This is a genomic window from Streptomyces sp. SudanB182_2057 (assembly GCF_964272715.1).
GTDB classification, from domain to species: domain Bacteria; phylum Actinomycetota; class Actinomycetes; order Streptomycetales; family Streptomycetaceae; genus Streptomyces; species Streptomyces rubradiris.
In genome coordinates, this window is record NZ_OZ186798.1 from 1,367,058 (window position 1) to 1,381,504 (window position 14,447).

Consider the following 14,447-nt stretch of genomic DNA (forward strand, 5'->3'; position numbering starts at 1 on the left):
GCCTGGTAGCACGGGAGTGTTCGAAGTAGACGCGAAGTCAAGGAAGTTGCCGCCGTTCCCACCGCCCCGGAGGTTTCCCGTGCTGCGAGCGATGCTGACGGCGGGCGCGGCCGTCGCCGCGCTGCTGGCCCCCGCCACCGCCCACGCCGAGGAGGCCGGACCCGGCATTCCCCCGCTGACCGACGGGCAGGGGCGGGTGCTCACCCTGCGCGGCTGGAACATCGAGGACAAGACGCACCGGGGCGAGCAGGCCCTGAGCGCGATCACCGAACGCCATCTGCGCGATCTGCGCGCCCAGGGCTTCGACTTCGCCCGGCTGCTGGTCTTCTGGGACGACCTGGAGCCCCGGCCCGGGCAGTACAGCGAGCGGTACCTGCGCAAGGTCGAGCGCGTCCTGGACTGGGCCGAGCGCCAGGACGTGCGGGTCGTCCTGGACGCCCACCAGGACGTCTTCGGGCCCGCCTTCGGCCACCGGGGCATACCCGAGTGGGCGACCAGGACCGACGGGCTGCCGTTCACCCCGCACCCGGACGACTGGTTCGCCGAGTACTTCGAGCCCGCCGTGCAGCGCGCCTTCACCCATCTCTACGAGGACGACGACCTCAGGCGCGCCCAGGCCCGCATGTGGCGCACGCTCGCCACCCGCTTCGCCGGCCATCCGGCGGTGCTCGGCTACGACCTGATCAACGAGCCCATGGGCGAGCCGCGGCCCGGGGAGGACCTGCCGGCGGCCGCGCGCCGTATCGAACGCGACCAGCTCACCCCGATGTACAACCGGCTGGCCGACGCCGTCCGCCCGGCGGACCGGGACGCCTGGCTGTTCGTCGAGCCGACCCCGGTCGTCGGGGAGGGCGTGCCGACGGGCCTCGGCCGGGTCCGTGATCCCCGGGTGGTGTACGCGCCGCACTTCTACGACACCGCGATGGAGGCGGGCGCCGACTACGACCCCGGGGCCGGCTGGATCGAGGCGTACGAGCGGGCCGTGACCGCGTACCCGAGGCGGTACGGGGTCCCGGTGGTGGTCGGCGAGTGGGGTCCGCCGGACAGCTCGCTGCCGCACATGAACCGCTTCTACCGGGACGCCATGGCCTCGCTCGGGCGCTACGCATCCGGCTGGGCGGGCTATGTGTGGTGCTACGGCGGCGGGTACTGCGCGCTGGACGGCACGGGCGCGTTCCGCGTCAACAAGGAGCTGACCGTGGAGCCGTACGCCGAGGCCGTGGCGGGTACGGTGCGCTCCGCCGCCTACGACACCGGGGCGGGCGGGTACCGGCTGGTCTACCGCGCGGCGGCGCACGGTTCCCGGCTGAGCGTGCTGTCCGTGCCGCCCGGTGCCTGGCGGATCCGGGCCGAGGGCGGGGCGGACGTCGTACGGCGGACGGCCGGGCGGGCGTGGGTCCGGGCGGCCCCGGGCGCGCTGGTGACCGTGACGGTGACACGCGGGTGAGTACGGGCCTCGCGCGCGTGCGGTCGCGACGCCGGCGTGCGGCCGGCCACGGGTGGGGCCGGCCGCGCGCGGCGGGTCAGGCGGCGGGGTCCGCCGGCCGTACCGTCTCCTGCTCGAACCGCGCGTGGAACCGGCGGGTGTGGTCCACGTGGCGTTCCTCGCCGGTCAGGGTCACCGTCGCGGTCAGCCGGGCGTCCGCGCTGGACGCCGCCAGCCGCAGGTGCAGCTCGCCCGGTTCGACCACCCGGCGGCCGTCGCGGCCGGTGAAGGAGGCGAGGTCGGCGGGCACGGTGACGCGTACCCGGCGGGCCTCGCCCGCGGCGAGCCGCACCCGGGTGTAGCCGATGAGCCGCTGCACCGGCTGGACGACGGAGGCCACGGGATCGTGCAGGTACAGCTGGACCACCTCGGTGCCGGCCCGCTCCCCCGTGTTGCGCACGGTGAACGCGAGGTCGAACTCGCCGCCGGTGTCCGCCTCCGCCCGGCCGACGGCCAGCTCGCCCCAGTCGAAGGACGTGTAGGACAGCCCGTGCCCGAACGCGAAGGCCGAGGTGGGGTCGATGCTGGAGACGTCGCTGGCCTGGGCGAGCCGTGCGCCGAGGTAGGTGGCGGGCTGGCCGCCGGTGTCGCGGGGCACGCTGACCGGCAGTCGTCCGGACGGGTTGGTCCGGCCGCTGAGCACGCCCGCGATGGCGCCGGTGCCCTCCGCCCCGGGGAAGAAGGACTGCACGATGGCGGCGGACTCCTCCACGGCCCGGCCCAGGGCGTAGGGCCGGCCGGCCAGGAGGACCGTCACCACGGGCGTCCCGGTGTCGAGCAGCGCGTCGAGCAGCCGCTGCTGGGCGCCGGGCAGGGCCAGCGACTCGGCGTCGCAGCCCTCGCCGCTGGTGCCCCGGCCGAACAGGCCGGCGCGGTCGCCGAGGGCCACCACGACGACGTCGGCCCGGCGTGCGGTGTCGACGGCCTCGGCGATGCCGAAGACGTCGCCGTCGTCCACGCCGGTGCCCTGGACGACGGTGAGTTCCGTGTCGGGGAACTCCCGCCGGAGGGCGTCCTCCAGGGAGGGCAGGTCGATGCCGGCCGGGGTTCCCGGGTGGTGCACGCCGACGTGCTGGGGGAAGGAGTAGCAGCCCAGCACGGCCGTGCCGACGGTGGCGTTGGGGCCGATCAGGGCGATGCTGCGGGGCCGGTCGAGCGGCAGGGTGCCGTCGTTGGCCAGCAGGACGACGGCTTCCTCCGCGATGGTCCGGGCCAGTTCCCGGTTCTCCGCGGTGTCCAGGTCGACGGTGCCGCGCAGGGTGCCGGGGTCGTCCAGGTCGGCTCCGCGCAGCGCGGCCGGGACCGGGTCCCAGCCGGCGTCGAGCAGGCCGAGCCGGGCCTTCTGGGTGAGCACCCGGCGCAGGGCGCGGTCGATGAGCGCCTCCGGCACCCGGCCCGCGGCGAGGGCCTCGGCGAGGGGCGCGCCGAACGTCTTCACGGTGGGCAGTTCCACGTCGACGCCCGCGCGCAGGGCCGCCGCCGCGGCCTGCGACCAGTCCCCGGCGATCCCGTGCAGGGTCTTGAGGAAGGCGATGCCGAAGTAGTCGGCGACGACCGTGCCCGCGAAGCCCCAGGTGTCGCGCAGCAGCCCGGTGAGGAGGTCCTCGTCGGCCGCCGAGGGGATGCCGTCGGTGTCGGTGTAGGCGTGCATGACGGAGTCGGCTCCGCCCTCGACGATGGCCATCTCGAACGGCGGCAGCAGGACGTCGGCCCGTTCGCGCGGGCCCATGCCGACGGGCGCGAGGTTGCGGCCGGCGCGGGAGGCCGAGTAGCCCGCGAAGTGCTTCAGGGTGGCGACGACACCGGCCGAGCCCAGCCCCTGCACATAGGCGGTACCGATGCTGCCGACGAGGTAGGGGTCCTCGCCGATGGTCTCCTCGACCCGGCCCCAGCGGGCGTCGCGCACCACGTCCAGGACCGGCGCGAGGCCCTGGTGGACGCCGACGGAGCGCATGTCGCGGCCGATGGCGGCGGCCATCCGGCGGATCAGGTCGGGGTCGAAGGTGGCGCCCCAGGACAGCGGGACGGGGTAGGCGGTGGCGCCCCAGGTGGCGAATCCGGCCAGGCACTCCTCGTGGGCCAGGGCCGGGATGCCGAAGCGGTTGGCGGCGGTGATCCGGCTCTGGGTGCGCAGCAGGGACAGCGCGCCGAGCGCGGGATCGACCGGTGCCGTGCCGAACGGCCGGGTCAACTGGCCCAGTCCGGCGGGCAGCAGGGCGTCGAGGTCGACGGCCTCCTCCATGTCGTGCTGGTGCGGGGCGACTTCACCTCCCTCGTCGGACGCGCCGACCCACACGCCGTACAGCTGGGCGGTCTTCTCCTCCAGGGTCATCGCGTCGATCAGCGCGGAGACGCGGGTGCCGATGTCCTGGGTCGGGTCGTTCCAGACGGGGACTTCGGGGGTGGTCTCTACGGCCACGTTGGCGGTCACTTTCCTCCCATGCCCATCAGGCCCTGGACCAGGGCTCGGCGGGCGAACAGGTAGACGAGCAGGACGGGCACCATGGACAGCGTCACGGCGCCCAGCAGGCCGGGGATGTCGATTCCGTGAGCGGTCTGGAAGTTGTACAGGCCCAGGGTGATCAGCTTGGTCTCTTCGGACTGGGTCAGGACCAGCGGGAACAGGAAGCCGTTCCATGCCTGGAGGGCGGAGAACACCACGATCGTGGACAGCCCGCCGCGCGAGAGCGGCACGACGAGCTGGAAGAACATCCGCCTCGGGCTCGCCCCGTCCATCGTCATGGCCTCGAACAGCTCCGGGGAGATGTCCCGCATGGCCCCGCTGAGGATGAGCGCCGACATGGGCAGGCAGAACGCCGCGGTGGGCAGGATGACGCCCAGCAGGTTGTCGTACAGCCCGGCCTCGCTGATCAGGTAGAACATCGGCACGATCACGGCCTGGGCCGGAATGGCGAGGCCCAGCAGGAACAGCCGGAAGATCTGCGAGGTGACCCGGGAGCGGCTGCGGACGATCGCGTAGGCCAGCGGCGGTACGAGCAGCAGCACCACACCGACGACGCAGACGGTGACGATGATGGTGTTCAGGAAGTACCGGCCGAAGCCGGCGTCGAACGCCCCGGTGTAGTTGTCCAGGGTGAACTCGCCGGGGAAGGACACGGGGCCCTTCTTGGCGTAGTCCTGCCGGGTGCGCAGGGTCGCGGCCAGCATCACGTACAGCGGCAGGCCGACCACGACGAGCCAGACGATCGAGCCGGCTCCGGCGAGGTAGTTGGGGCGGCGCCTCATGACACCCCCTCCATGTCGCTGCGCATCTTGTCGTAGCCGGAGACGCGGACCACGATCAGCGAGACGACGGTGGCGGCGACGACCAGGCACAGGGCGATGGCCGCGCCGGCTCCGAAGTCGAAGCTCTTGAATGCCTTTTGGTACATGTAGTAGGCGCTGATGGTGGTGTCGGTGCCGGGACCGCCCTGGGTGAGGATCAGCACGGTCTCGAAGGTGGTGAGACCTCCGACGATCATCAGGATCATCGAGGTGACGATCGAGTTGCGCAGCTGCGGCAGGGTGATGTGGAAGAACTGGCGGAAGCGCCCGGCGCCGTCGATCTCCGCCGCCTGGTACAGCACCGGCGGGATGGCCCGGGCCGCGCCCTGGTAGATGAGCGTGTGGAAGGGGGTGAACTGCCAGGTGCTGACGAAGGCGAGGACACCGATGGCGGTGGCCTGCTCGCCGAACAGGTTGCCGTCGCCGAACAGCCAGGTCATTCGCGCGGGGATGCCGAAGTTCGGGTCGAGCAGCGCCCGCCAGAGCACCGACACGGCGGTGGCGGACAGCAGCAGCGGGATGAAGTAGACCGCCGACAGGACGGCCCGGTTGCGCTGGTGTCCGGCGGCCCAGACCCCGAGCACGATGCTCAGCGGGGTCTGGAGGACCACGCCGAGGGCGGTGAGCAGCAGGGTGAGCCAGATGCTGCGGATCATGACCGGGTCGTCGAGGATCCGCTGCCAGTTGTCGGTGCCGACGAACTCGGGTGGACCGAGGCCGTTCCAGCTCATGAAGGACAGCACCGCGACCATGATCAGTGGTGCGATGGCGAAGAGGGTGAAGAACAGGGTGGCCGGCAGCGCCCAGAGGAAGCCGGGGCGGGTGCCGCGGGCGGCGTAGGAGTCCTCCGGCCGCCGCCGGGCCTTACGGGTGGCCTCGGCGGTGGGCGGGGCGCTCGTGAGCTGTGTGGTCATGAGCGGTTCATTCGGTCGGGAGGGCCTGCATGGCCTGGATGAAGCCGTTCTCGTCGAGCTGTCCGTTGAGGAACTGCTGAACGGCCTGGTGCATGGAGGTGGCGGCGGTCTGCGGGTAGGCCTGGTCCCAGGACAGCTGGAAGGACTTGGCCTTGGCCACCAGGTCGTACTGGAAGCGGGAGTACTCGGGGCTCGCCGACTCGTCCAGGAACTGCGGGGTGGTCGTGGTGGTGGGCAGGTTGCCGATGGACAGCTGGGCCTTGACGAACTCGTCGGAGTACATCAGCTTCAGGAACTCGGCGACGGCCTCGGGGTGCTTGGTCTTCTTCATCACCGAGTAGAAGTTGTTGGTGTTGCCGACGACGTTCGAGGCGTCGCCCTTGCCGCCGGGGACGGTCGGGAACGGGCCGTAGCCCAGGCCCTTGGCGGCGAAGTCCTTGGCGTCCGTCTGCTGCTGCGAGTAGTACCAGGAGCCCATCAGCTCGAAGCCGGCCTTGCCCTGAGCGACCAGGGCGGGCGAGGAGCCGTTGGTGTACTTCACCGAGTCGTAGTTCTTGCCGAACGCACCCGCGTCGACCAGCTGCTTGAGCATGCCGAGCGCCTTCTTGCTGTCCGCGCTCGCCCAGGCGTCCTTGTCACCCTTGAGGGCCTTTTCGAACAGCCCCGGGCCGGCGACCCGGTCGTAGACGTACTCGAACCACATCAACGTCGGCCACTGGTCGCCACCGCCGAGGGCGATGGGGGTGACGCCCGAGGACTTCAACTTGTTCACGGCGGCGAGCAGTTCGTCCCAGGTCCGGGGCTGCTTCACCCCCGCCTTGTCGAGCACGTTCTTGTTGCTGAACAGCAGCACCGGCTGGGTGCCGCGCATGGGGATGCCGTACGGCTTCCCGTCCACGACGGAGCTGTTGTAGACGGTGGGCAGGAACTTGTCGTCGAGGTTGGGGTCCTTCTTGATGAAGTCGTCCAGCGGCATCAACAGCCCCGCCTTGACGAAGGGCCTGATGCTGCCGCCGCCCCAGTGGAAGAAGATGTCCGGCGCCTGGGGTGTGCTGATGATGGTCTGCAGCTTCTGCTGGTAGTCGGCGCCGGGAATGGTGTCGAGGACCGCCTTGACCTTCGAGGTCTTGTTGAAGGTGTCGACGATCTGCTTCTCGATCTTGTTGCCGGAGTCGCCGTAGACGAGCACATGGATCTTGCCGTCGTTGGAGGAACCGCTGCCGCTGCCGCTGCCGCACGCGGCGAGGGTCGCCGCCAGGGCGAGGGTCGCGCCGCCCGCGACCACTCTGGACACACGTGTACGCATGGGTCATCCGCCTTCCGAAAGTTTCGGTATAAGAGCCGAAAGTCCTGCGGCTGGACAGTAGGAGGAGAAGGAAGAAGTGGTCAACGGTCGTGCACGTACGCGGCCAAACCGTTACCCGGCGTCCGTGCCCTATGCTGCGACCATGCGCGAAGAAGCCCAGGTCGGTCGGAGAGTCACCCTGGCAGCCGTGGCCAGGGAGGCCGGCGTCTCGCTTCCGACAGTTTCGAAAGTGCTCAACGGTCGTTCGGATGTGTCCCCCGCGACCCGGGCCAAGGTGGAGCGTCTGCTGGAGGTGCACGGCTACCGTCGGCGGACGGCGGGCGCGCCGCAGGCTCCGCTCATCGAGATCGTCTTCCACGAGTTGGAGAGCGTGTGGGCGATGGAGCTCATCCGCGGGGTGGAGAACGTCGCCAAGCAGAACGACGCGACGGTGGCGCTCACCGAGAGCGGCACCCGGCAGGCGCCCGGCCCGGAGTGGATCGGGGGCGTGCTGCGCCGCCGCCCGCTCGGCGTCCTGCTGGTCTTCTCGACGGTGCCGGAGGACGTGAAACGCCAACTGCGGTCACGGGCCATCCCGTTCGTCATCGTGGACCCGGCGGGCGACCCGGACCCGGACGTGCCGTCCGTCGGCTCGGCCAACTGGGCCGGGGGCATGGCCGCGACGCGCCACCTGACCGACCAGGGGCACGAGCGGGTCGCCATCATCACCGGCCCCGAGGACCTGATGTGCTCGCTGGCCCGGCTGGACGGATACCGCTCGGCGATGGCGATGGCGGGGCACGAACCGGACCCGGCGCTGGTGCGGTTCGGCGACTTCCACGTCCAGGGCGGCTTCGAGCACGCCATGGACCTGCTGCGGCGCCCCGACCGGCCGACGGCGATCTTCGCCGGCAGCGACCTCCAGGCCCTCGGCGTCCTGGAGGCGGCCCGGGTCCTGGGGCTGAGCGTCCCCGGGCAGCTGTCGGTGGTGGGCTACGACGACGTGCCCCCGGCCCGCTGGTCGAGCCCGCCCCTGACCACCGTCCAGCAGCCCCTCCAGCGCATGGCCGAGGAGGCGGCGCGCATGCTGCTGCGGCCCAAGGACGCCAGGAAGACGGCCCTGCGCATCGAGCTGGCCACCCACCTGGTGGTACGCCAGAGCACGGCCCCGCCCCGGGGAGGTGACGGGGGATGACCAGGGGGCCGGCCCGCGGCGGTCACCGCGGGCCGGCCCCCTCGCCGCCGCCGCGGCGGACCCGCCCGCCCCTCGCGTCAGCGTGCCGGTGGGCCGCCCCTACTCGGCGGACCGCGGCCGTGCCCGGCCCGTCAGTTGCTCCTGGAGGGTGCGGTACGCGGGCTTGGCGCGGTAGTTCTCATCGAACAGGTTGGCCGCGCCCTCGCCGGGGAACGTGTCGGGCACCCAGGAGTACTTGTCGGTGAAGCCCCAGACGGTGAACGACACGCAGTGCCGGGCGCGCAGACAGGCGTCGAGCAGGCGCCGGTAGCCCTCGGCCTGGGTGGCCAGCTTGCCGGCGTCGGCCGGCATCTCCATGCGGACGTCGGCCTCCGTCACGGCGGTCGCCAGGCCGAGCCTGTCGAAGCGGGCGAAGTTGGCCGCCATGTCGGTGGGCAGGCCGTACTGGATGCCGAGGTGCCCCTGGAAGCCGACGCCGTCGACGGGCACCCCTTCGGCCCGCAGGCGGCGCACCAGGTCGTACACGGCGTCGCTCTTCGGGCCCGTCCACTCGGTGTTGTAGTCGTTGTAGAACAGCAGGGCGCGCGGGTCGGCCTCGTGCGCCCAGCGGAAGGCGTCGGCGATGTAGCCGGGCCCGAGTGCGCGCAGCCAGATGCTGTCGCGCAGGGTGCCGTCCTCGTTGAACGCCTCGTTGACCACGTCCCATTGCCAGATCCGGCCCTTGAAGTGCCGGACGGTGTCGGTGATGTGGCGGTGCAGGATCTCCCGCAGCTCGTCGGCGGTGAAGTCGCCGGAGGTCAGCCAGGCCGGCAACTGGCTGTGCCAGACCAGGACATGGCCGCGCACCTTCTGCCCGTGCCGCTGCGCGAAGTCGAGGAGCCGGTCGGCGGCGGCGTAGTCGTACTCCCCCTGGCGGGGTTCGATCGCCTCCCACTTCATCACGTTCTCCGCGGTGACGGTGGAGAACTCGGAGCCCGCGAGCCGGCGGTAGGCGGCGTCGTCGGCGAGCGCGGACATGTCGACGGCGGTGCCGATCCGCAGGTGGTCGTCGGCGGCGAGCTGCCGCAGCGGGCGGTCCGCCGCGGCGGGGCCGCCCGCCGCGGCCGCGGGGCTCGCGGCGGTGAGCGGAAGCAGGGCGAGGCAGCAGGCCGCGGCGGCGGCCGCGGTGATGCGGGGCAGGTTCACGTGCCCTCCCGGGCATTCGAATGTTTCGGATCCGTTGTCGAGCGTTGCGTCACGCTAGACACCCGCCCACACCCCGTCAACCGTCCGGACAGCCACGGTCACACCGCGACCGACCAGCGCAGACGAAACTTTCGGCCTCCACCCCTACGAACGCTCACCTTGTTTCGATGAAGTTTCGGAAACAGACGGATTGACCGCCGTTTCGGCACGGCCGCATACTCTCCAGCAATCGAGCCCGCCCCCGGCAGGAACGACCCCGTCCTGGCGCATGGCGCGTACATGCCATTCCATCCGCCTGCCTGCCACCCCTGCGCCCGGCACCCCGCACGGCCGCGCCCGCCCCGGGTCCCAGCTCATCCACCCTCACCAGGAGGAAGCATGGACAGCGACAACGCCCTCCCCCGCCCGATGAGCCGCAGGGGCTTCATCGGCCGCGCCGGCGCCCTGGCGGCGGCCACCACCGCCTCCGGGCTGCTGCTGCCCGGCACCGCCGACGCCGCCACCGTCATCACCACCAACCGGACCGGCACCGACAACGGCTTCTACTACTCGTTCTGGACCGACGGCGGCGGCGCGGTCTCGATGACCCTCAATTCCGGCGGCAACTACAGCACTTCGTGGACGAACTGCGGCAACTTCGTCGCGGGCAAGGGCTGGAGCACCGGCGGGCGCAGGACCGTGAGCTACTCGGGCAGCTTCAGCCCGTCCGGCAACGGCTACCTGGCCCTGTACGGATGGACGTCGAACCCGCTGGTGGAGTACTACATCGTCGACAACTGGGGCACCTACCGGCCCACCGGCACGTACAAGGGCACGGTCAGCAGCGACGGCGGCACGTACGACATCTACCAGACGACGCGGTACAACGCCCCCTCCGTGGAAGGCACGAAGACCTTCAACCAGTACTGGAGCGTCCGGCAGTCCAAGCGGACCGGCGGCACCATCACCACCGGCAACCACTTCGACGCCTGGTCCCGCGTCGGCATGCCCCTCGGCAGCTTCAAGTACTACATGATCCTCGCCACCGAGGGCTACCAGAGCAGCGGCTACTCCAACCTCACGGTGAGCGGCTGACCAGCCCTTCCTCCCGTCCGCTCATCCCCGCCCGCGGTCCCGCACGACCCGAGGAGGACCCACCCGCATGCGCACCGCACCCCGTTCCCTGCTGACCGGACTGGCCGTCGCCGTGACGGCCGTGGCCGGCACCGTCACCGCCGCCGTCCAGGCCCCGCCGGCGCGGGCCGCCGCCTGCAACGGCTACGTCGGACTCACCTTCGACGACGGCCCGTCCAACGACCGCACCCCGGCCCTGCTCAACGCGCTCCGGCAGAACGGCCTGCGGGCCACGATGTTCAACGAGGGCCAGTTCGCCGCCGCCTACCCGGCCCAGGTGCGGGCCGAGGTGAGCGCCGGCATGTGGATCGGCAACCACAGCTACACCCACCCCCATCTGACCCAGCTCGGCCAGGCCCAGATCGACTCCGAGATCTCCCGCACCCAGCAGGCGATCGCGGCGGCCGGCGGCGGCACACCGCAGTTGTTCCGCCCGCCGTACGGGGAGACCAACGCCACCGTCCAGGCGGTGGAGGCCAAGTACGGCCTGCGGCAGATCATCTGGGACGTCGACTCGCAGGACTGGAACGGCGCCAGCACCGACGCGATCGTGCAGGCGGTGTCGCGGCTGGGCAACGGCCAGATCATCCTGATGCACGAGTGGCCGGCCAACACCCTCGCCGCCATCCCGCGCATCGCGCAGACCCTGGCGGGCAAGGGCCTGTGCGCCGGCCGTATCTCCCCCCAGACGGGCCGCGCCGTGGCCCCCTGACCGGGAGGGACACCCGTCCCGGCGACCGAGAACGCCTCAGGGGTGGCCCCGGAACCGATCCCTCCGGGTCCACCCCGCGTCGCGCAGCGGCCGGCCCCGGCCCCGTCCCGCCGTCCGGGGTGTCCGCCCGCGGCGCCGCCGGTCTCAGTCCACCAGGCCGAGGCGGGCCGCGGTCACTCCCGCCTCGAAGCGGCTGGAGGCGCCCAGTTTCGCCATGATCTGGTGCATCACGCGGCGCAGGGTGCGGTCCGAGCAGTCCAGCCGGCGGGCGATGGTGTCGTCCTTGGCGCCGGTGGCCAGCAGCGCCAGCACCTCGCGTTCCAGCGCGGTCAGCGCGGGCCCGGGGCGATCCGGTCCGGCGGGGTGTCCGGTGTGGGGCCGGGCCAGGTCCCAGGCGTGCAGGAAGACCCGGGCGAAGCACTGCGCGACGGGCCCGCTGTGCAGGATGACGTCACCGCCCTCGCCCCGGGGGCCGGCCCCCACCCCGATCACGACCACCGCGCGGTCCATGATGTTCATGTGCAGCGGCACCGTCGCCGCGACCCGCACCTCGACCCCGGCCTCGGCCAGCGCGGCCAGATAGCGGGCCGGCGCGGGCGAGCGCAGCGCCTGCTGGGAGGTCAGCACCCGCATGCGGATGCCGTCGGCCGCCATCTCCAGGTCCCGCGCGAGACTGGCGTCCAGGACCCGCGCCCCGGGAAAGGTGTTGCGCATCGCCAGGAACTCCTCCCGGCTCAGCGCGTCGAGTTCCTCCAGCCGCTGCCGGGTGCGCTCGCGGTCGGTGAAGAACTCCGTCTCCACGGTTTCCCGGGTGCCGGGCCGGGGGACCGTCAGCAGGGACAGGACGTCGTCCAGGGCCCGGGCGTCCCGGGCGAGTCCGTCGACCGTCTCCCGCAGGCGGCGCCGGTGCTCGGAGACGACGTGCCGCAGGGCGCTCTCCGGGGGGCTGAGCCGCTCCCCGCTCGGGTCCAGGAGCCGCCGCTCCGCCAGCCACCGCGTCACTTCGGCGGGCAGTCCGCGCAGTTCCTCCCGTTCGGTGGCATGCCGCGCGTCCGATGTCCCGATCCGCTCCCTCATGGCCAGATAGGCCGCCTTCGCCTCGGAGTCCGTCGGCCGCCGTCCCCGCGAAGGGTTCTCCCGCGCACGCATGCGCGCACGATACGGGCGGCTCGCACCGGAGGCCAGGGCCGTCCTCCGGGCCCGGACCCGGGGCGGCGGATCTGGCCGGGAGCGGACGCGCCGGTTTCGGCCGGGGGCGCGAGCAGGGCGAGCCCGTTAACCTCATGGCCGCCCGCCCGGTTCCTCGGGGCCCCGGCGCGCCCGTACGGCACCCGTGCCGGCGCCCGCCGGGAGGACGGGCGGGAGCCGCGATCCGGCCGGTCCCGCACGTCCGTGCTTACCGAAGGCTTGGCATGCGCATGCTCTTCTGGGTGTCGTGGTGCGGCCCACCCGGGCCCGCCGCCCACCCGGCGTTTCCTCCACCCCACAAGGAGACATGGTGCTACGACCACGAAGACTGTCCCTGGCGGGCCTGGCGCTGGCCACGGCCGCCGCGGGCCTCACCCTGCTGCCCGCGAGCGCCGAGGCGGCCCCCGCGGGCCGCCTCCCCACGGCGGCCCACGCCCCCGCCCTGGCCGCCGCGCCCGACATCGACGTCACCAGAGTGCAGGCGCACCTCACCGAGCTGAACTCCATAGCCACCCGCAACGGCGGCAACCGCCGCTCCACCGGGCAGGGTTACCGGGACTCGGTCGCCTATGTGAAGGGCAAGCTCCAGGCGGCCGGTTACACCGTCACCGAGCAGCCCTGCACCTCCGGCTGCACCAGCGGCGCCGGCCCCAACCTGATCGCCGAGTGGCCCCGCGGCGACGCGTCCAAGGTGTACATGTTCGGCGCCCACCTGGACGGTGTCTCCGCCGGCCCCGGCATCAACGACAACGGCTCCGGCAGCGCCACCCTCCTGGAGGTCGCGCTGAAACTCGCCGAGACCGGCCCCTCCATGGCGGCGCGCGTCCGCTTCGGCTGGTGGACGGACGAGGAGCAGGGCCTGAACGGCTCGGACTTCTACGTCCGTTCGCTGACCTCCGCCCAGCGCTCGGCGATCAAGGCGTACTACAACTTCGACATGGTCGCCTCGCCCAACGGCGGCTACTTCATCAACCACATCACCTCGGCCGCCGCCGCGCCGATGAAGGCGTACTGGGACTCGCTGAACCTGCAGCCCGAGGAGAACACCGAGGGCGCGGGCCGCTCCGACGACTACTCCTTCGAGAACTACGGCATCCCGACCTCGGGTTACGCGATGGGCGCGAGCGCCCGCAAGACCTCGGCGCAGGCCGCCAAGTGGGGCGGCACGGCGGGCACCGCGTACGACCGCTGCTACCACTCCGCGTGCGACACCACCAGCAACATCAACGCCACCGGGCTGAACCGCAGCGCGGACGGTGTCGCCTACACGCTGTGGAAGCAGGCGGTCTCGGACACCGCCCCGGCCAACGACTTCTCGGTCTCGGTGAACCCGGGCACCGGCAGCACCGACCCGGGGTCCTCGCTGACCACCACCGTGTCCACGGCCACCACCAGCGGCTCCGCACAGACGGTGAACCTGTCCGCCTCGGGTGCCCCGGCGGGCGTCACGGTCTCCTTCAGCCCGGCCTCGGTGACCTCCGGCGCCTCGTCCACGGCGACGGTCTCCGTCGGCTCCTCCGTGCCACCGGGCACCTACCCGCTCACCTTCACCGGCACCGGAACCGCCACGCGCAGCGCGTCGTACACGCTGACCGTCAAGGGCGCCGGTGGCTGCACGCCGACCCAGGTGCTCTCCAACGGCGGCTTCGAGACCGGTACATCGCCGTGGACGGGCAGCACCAGCGCGATCGGCACGTTCAGCGGGCAGTCCGCGCACTCCGGGTCCCGGTACGCCTGGCTGGCGGGGTACGGCTACGCCGCCACCGACAGCATCGGCCAGACGGTGACCGTCCCGGCGGGCTGCGCGACGGCGACCCTGAGGTACTGGCTGCACATCGACACCGCCGAGACGGGCACGACGGTGTACGACACCTTCCAGGTCAAGGTCAACGGGACCGTCCAGCAGACCTACTCCAACGCCGACGCGGCCACCGGGTACACCGAACGCACCCTGGACCTCGGCCAGTACGCCGGCCGGCAGATCACGCTGGCGTTCGCGACCACCGAGGACTCCGGCCTCCAGACCAGCTTCGTCGTCGACGACGCCACCCTGACGACCGGCTGACCACCCGCACGCCGAGGGG

General features: G+C 72.0%; 10 protein-coding genes and 1 pseudogene. 5 read left to right on the top strand and 6 right to left on the bottom strand.

Annotation, left to right across the window (positions count from 1 at the left end; genetic code table 11):
* Window positions 1–91: 91 nt before the first annotated feature.
* Window positions 92–1,447: a cellulase family glycosylhydrolase gene (locus ACSURM_RS05600; protein WP_436960936.1), complete on the top strand. Its 1,356-nt coding sequence runs from the start codon at window positions 92–94 to the stop codon at window positions 1,445–1,447.
* Between the two features lie 76 nt (window positions 1,448–1,523).
* Here the strand turns inward: ACSURM_RS05600 and ACSURM_RS05605 are convergent, their stop codons facing one another.
* From ACSURM_RS05605 to ACSURM_RS05620, 4 genes are read right to left on the bottom strand one after another with little or no spacing between them, the layout of a single operon-like run.
* Window positions 1,524–3,917, bottom strand: a complete 2,394-nt coding sequence (locus tag ACSURM_RS05605; protein ID WP_436953839.1) for a glycoside hydrolase family 3 N-terminal domain-containing protein — start codon at window positions 3,915–3,917, stop codon at window positions 1,524–1,526.
* On the bottom strand, window positions 3,914–4,732 hold the full coding sequence (locus ACSURM_RS05610) for a carbohydrate ABC transporter permease (protein ID WP_289971106.1): 819 nt from the start codon (window positions 4,730–4,732) through the stop codon (window positions 3,914–3,916). Before ACSURM_RS05610 ends, ACSURM_RS05605 begins: the two co-directional genes overlap by 4 nt.
* Window positions 4,729–5,685, bottom strand: a complete 957-nt coding sequence (locus tag ACSURM_RS05615; protein WP_436953840.1) for a carbohydrate ABC transporter permease — start codon at window positions 5,683–5,685, stop codon at window positions 4,729–4,731. The genes ACSURM_RS05610 and ACSURM_RS05615 overlap by 4 nt, the downstream gene beginning before the upstream one ends.
* Before the next feature lie 7 nt (window positions 5,686–5,692).
* Complete coding sequence (locus ACSURM_RS05620; protein ID WP_436953841.1) at window positions 5,693–6,991, bottom strand: ABC transporter substrate-binding protein; 1,299 nt, start codon at window positions 6,989–6,991, stop codon at window positions 5,693–5,695.
* Between the two features lie 142 nt (window positions 6,992–7,133).
* On the opposite strand from ACSURM_RS05620, the gene ACSURM_RS05625 reads away from it, so the two are divergent.
* On the top strand, window positions 7,134–8,165 hold the full coding sequence (locus ACSURM_RS05625) for a LacI family DNA-binding transcriptional regulator (RefSeq protein WP_436953842.1): 1,032 nt from the start codon (window positions 7,134–7,136) through the stop codon (window positions 8,163–8,165).
* A gap of 99 nt (window positions 8,166–8,264) precedes the next feature.
* Here the strand turns inward: ACSURM_RS05625 and ACSURM_RS05630 are convergent, their stop codons facing one another.
* Window positions 8,265–9,350, bottom strand: coding sequence for an endo-1,4-beta-xylanase (locus tag ACSURM_RS05630; RefSeq protein ID WP_436953843.1), 1,086 nt, complete (start codon window positions 9,348–9,350; stop codon window positions 8,265–8,267).
* A 378-nt stretch (window positions 9,351–9,728) separates the two neighbouring features.
* Here ACSURM_RS05630 and ACSURM_RS05635 point away from each other — a divergent pair, with 378 nt between their 5' ends.
* Both ACSURM_RS05635 and ACSURM_RS05640 read left to right on the top strand, forming a co-directional pair.
* Window positions 9,729–10,424, top strand: coding sequence for a glycoside hydrolase family 11 protein (locus tag ACSURM_RS05635; RefSeq protein WP_436953844.1), 696 nt, complete (start codon window positions 9,729–9,731; stop codon window positions 10,422–10,424).
* A 67-nt stretch (window positions 10,425–10,491) separates the two neighbouring features.
* Window positions 10,492–11,172, top strand: a pseudogene (locus tag ACSURM_RS05640) (polysaccharide deacetylase family protein); the annotation flags it as partial.
* A gap of 147 nt (window positions 11,173–11,319) precedes the next feature.
* Here the strand turns inward: ACSURM_RS05640 and ACSURM_RS05645 are convergent.
* Window positions 11,320–12,324, bottom strand: a complete 1,005-nt coding sequence (locus ACSURM_RS05645; protein ID WP_436953845.1) for a LuxR C-terminal-related transcriptional regulator — start codon at window positions 12,322–12,324, stop codon at window positions 11,320–11,322.
* Between the two features lie 346 nt (window positions 12,325–12,670).
* Here ACSURM_RS05645 and ACSURM_RS05650 point away from each other — a divergent pair, with 346 nt between their 5' ends.
* Entirely contained in the window at window positions 12,671–14,428 is a 1,758-nt protein-coding gene (locus ACSURM_RS05650) for a M28 family peptidase (RefSeq protein ID WP_436953846.1), read from the top strand.
* Window positions 14,429–14,447 lie beyond the last annotated feature (19 nt).

What these genes read in the sequence shown, in the direction of transcription:
- ACSURM_RS05610 (WP_289971106.1), bottom strand. Translation starts at nt 4,732, where the DNA reads ATGAGGCGCCGCCCCAACTACCTCGCCGGAGCCGGCTCGATCGTCTGG.
- ACSURM_RS05620 (WP_436953841.1), bottom strand. Translation starts at nt 6,991, where the DNA reads ATGCGTACACGTGTGTCCAGAGTGGTCGCGGGCGGCGCGACCCTCGCC.
- ACSURM_RS05635 (WP_436953844.1), top strand. Translation starts at nt 9,729, where the DNA reads ATGGACAGCGACAACGCCCTCCCCCGCCCGATGAGCCGCAGGGGCTTC.
- ACSURM_RS05600 (WP_436960936.1), top strand. Translation starts at nt 92, where the DNA reads ATGCTGACGGCGGGCGCGGCCGTCGCCGCGCTGCTGGCCCCCGCCACC.
- ACSURM_RS05615 (WP_436953840.1), bottom strand. Translation starts at nt 5,685, where the DNA reads ATGACCACACAGCTCACGAGCGCCCCGCCCACCGCCGAGGCCACCCGT.
- ACSURM_RS05645 (WP_436953845.1), bottom strand. Translation starts at nt 12,324, where the DNA reads ATGCGTGCGCGGGAGAACCCTTCGCGGGGACGGCGGCCGACGGACTCC.
- ACSURM_RS05625 (WP_436953842.1), top strand. Translation starts at nt 7,134, where the DNA reads ATGCGCGAAGAAGCCCAGGTCGGTCGGAGAGTCACCCTGGCAGCCGTG.
- ACSURM_RS05650 (WP_436953846.1), top strand. Translation starts at nt 12,671, where the DNA reads ATGGTGCTACGACCACGAAGACTGTCCCTGGCGGGCCTGGCGCTGGCC.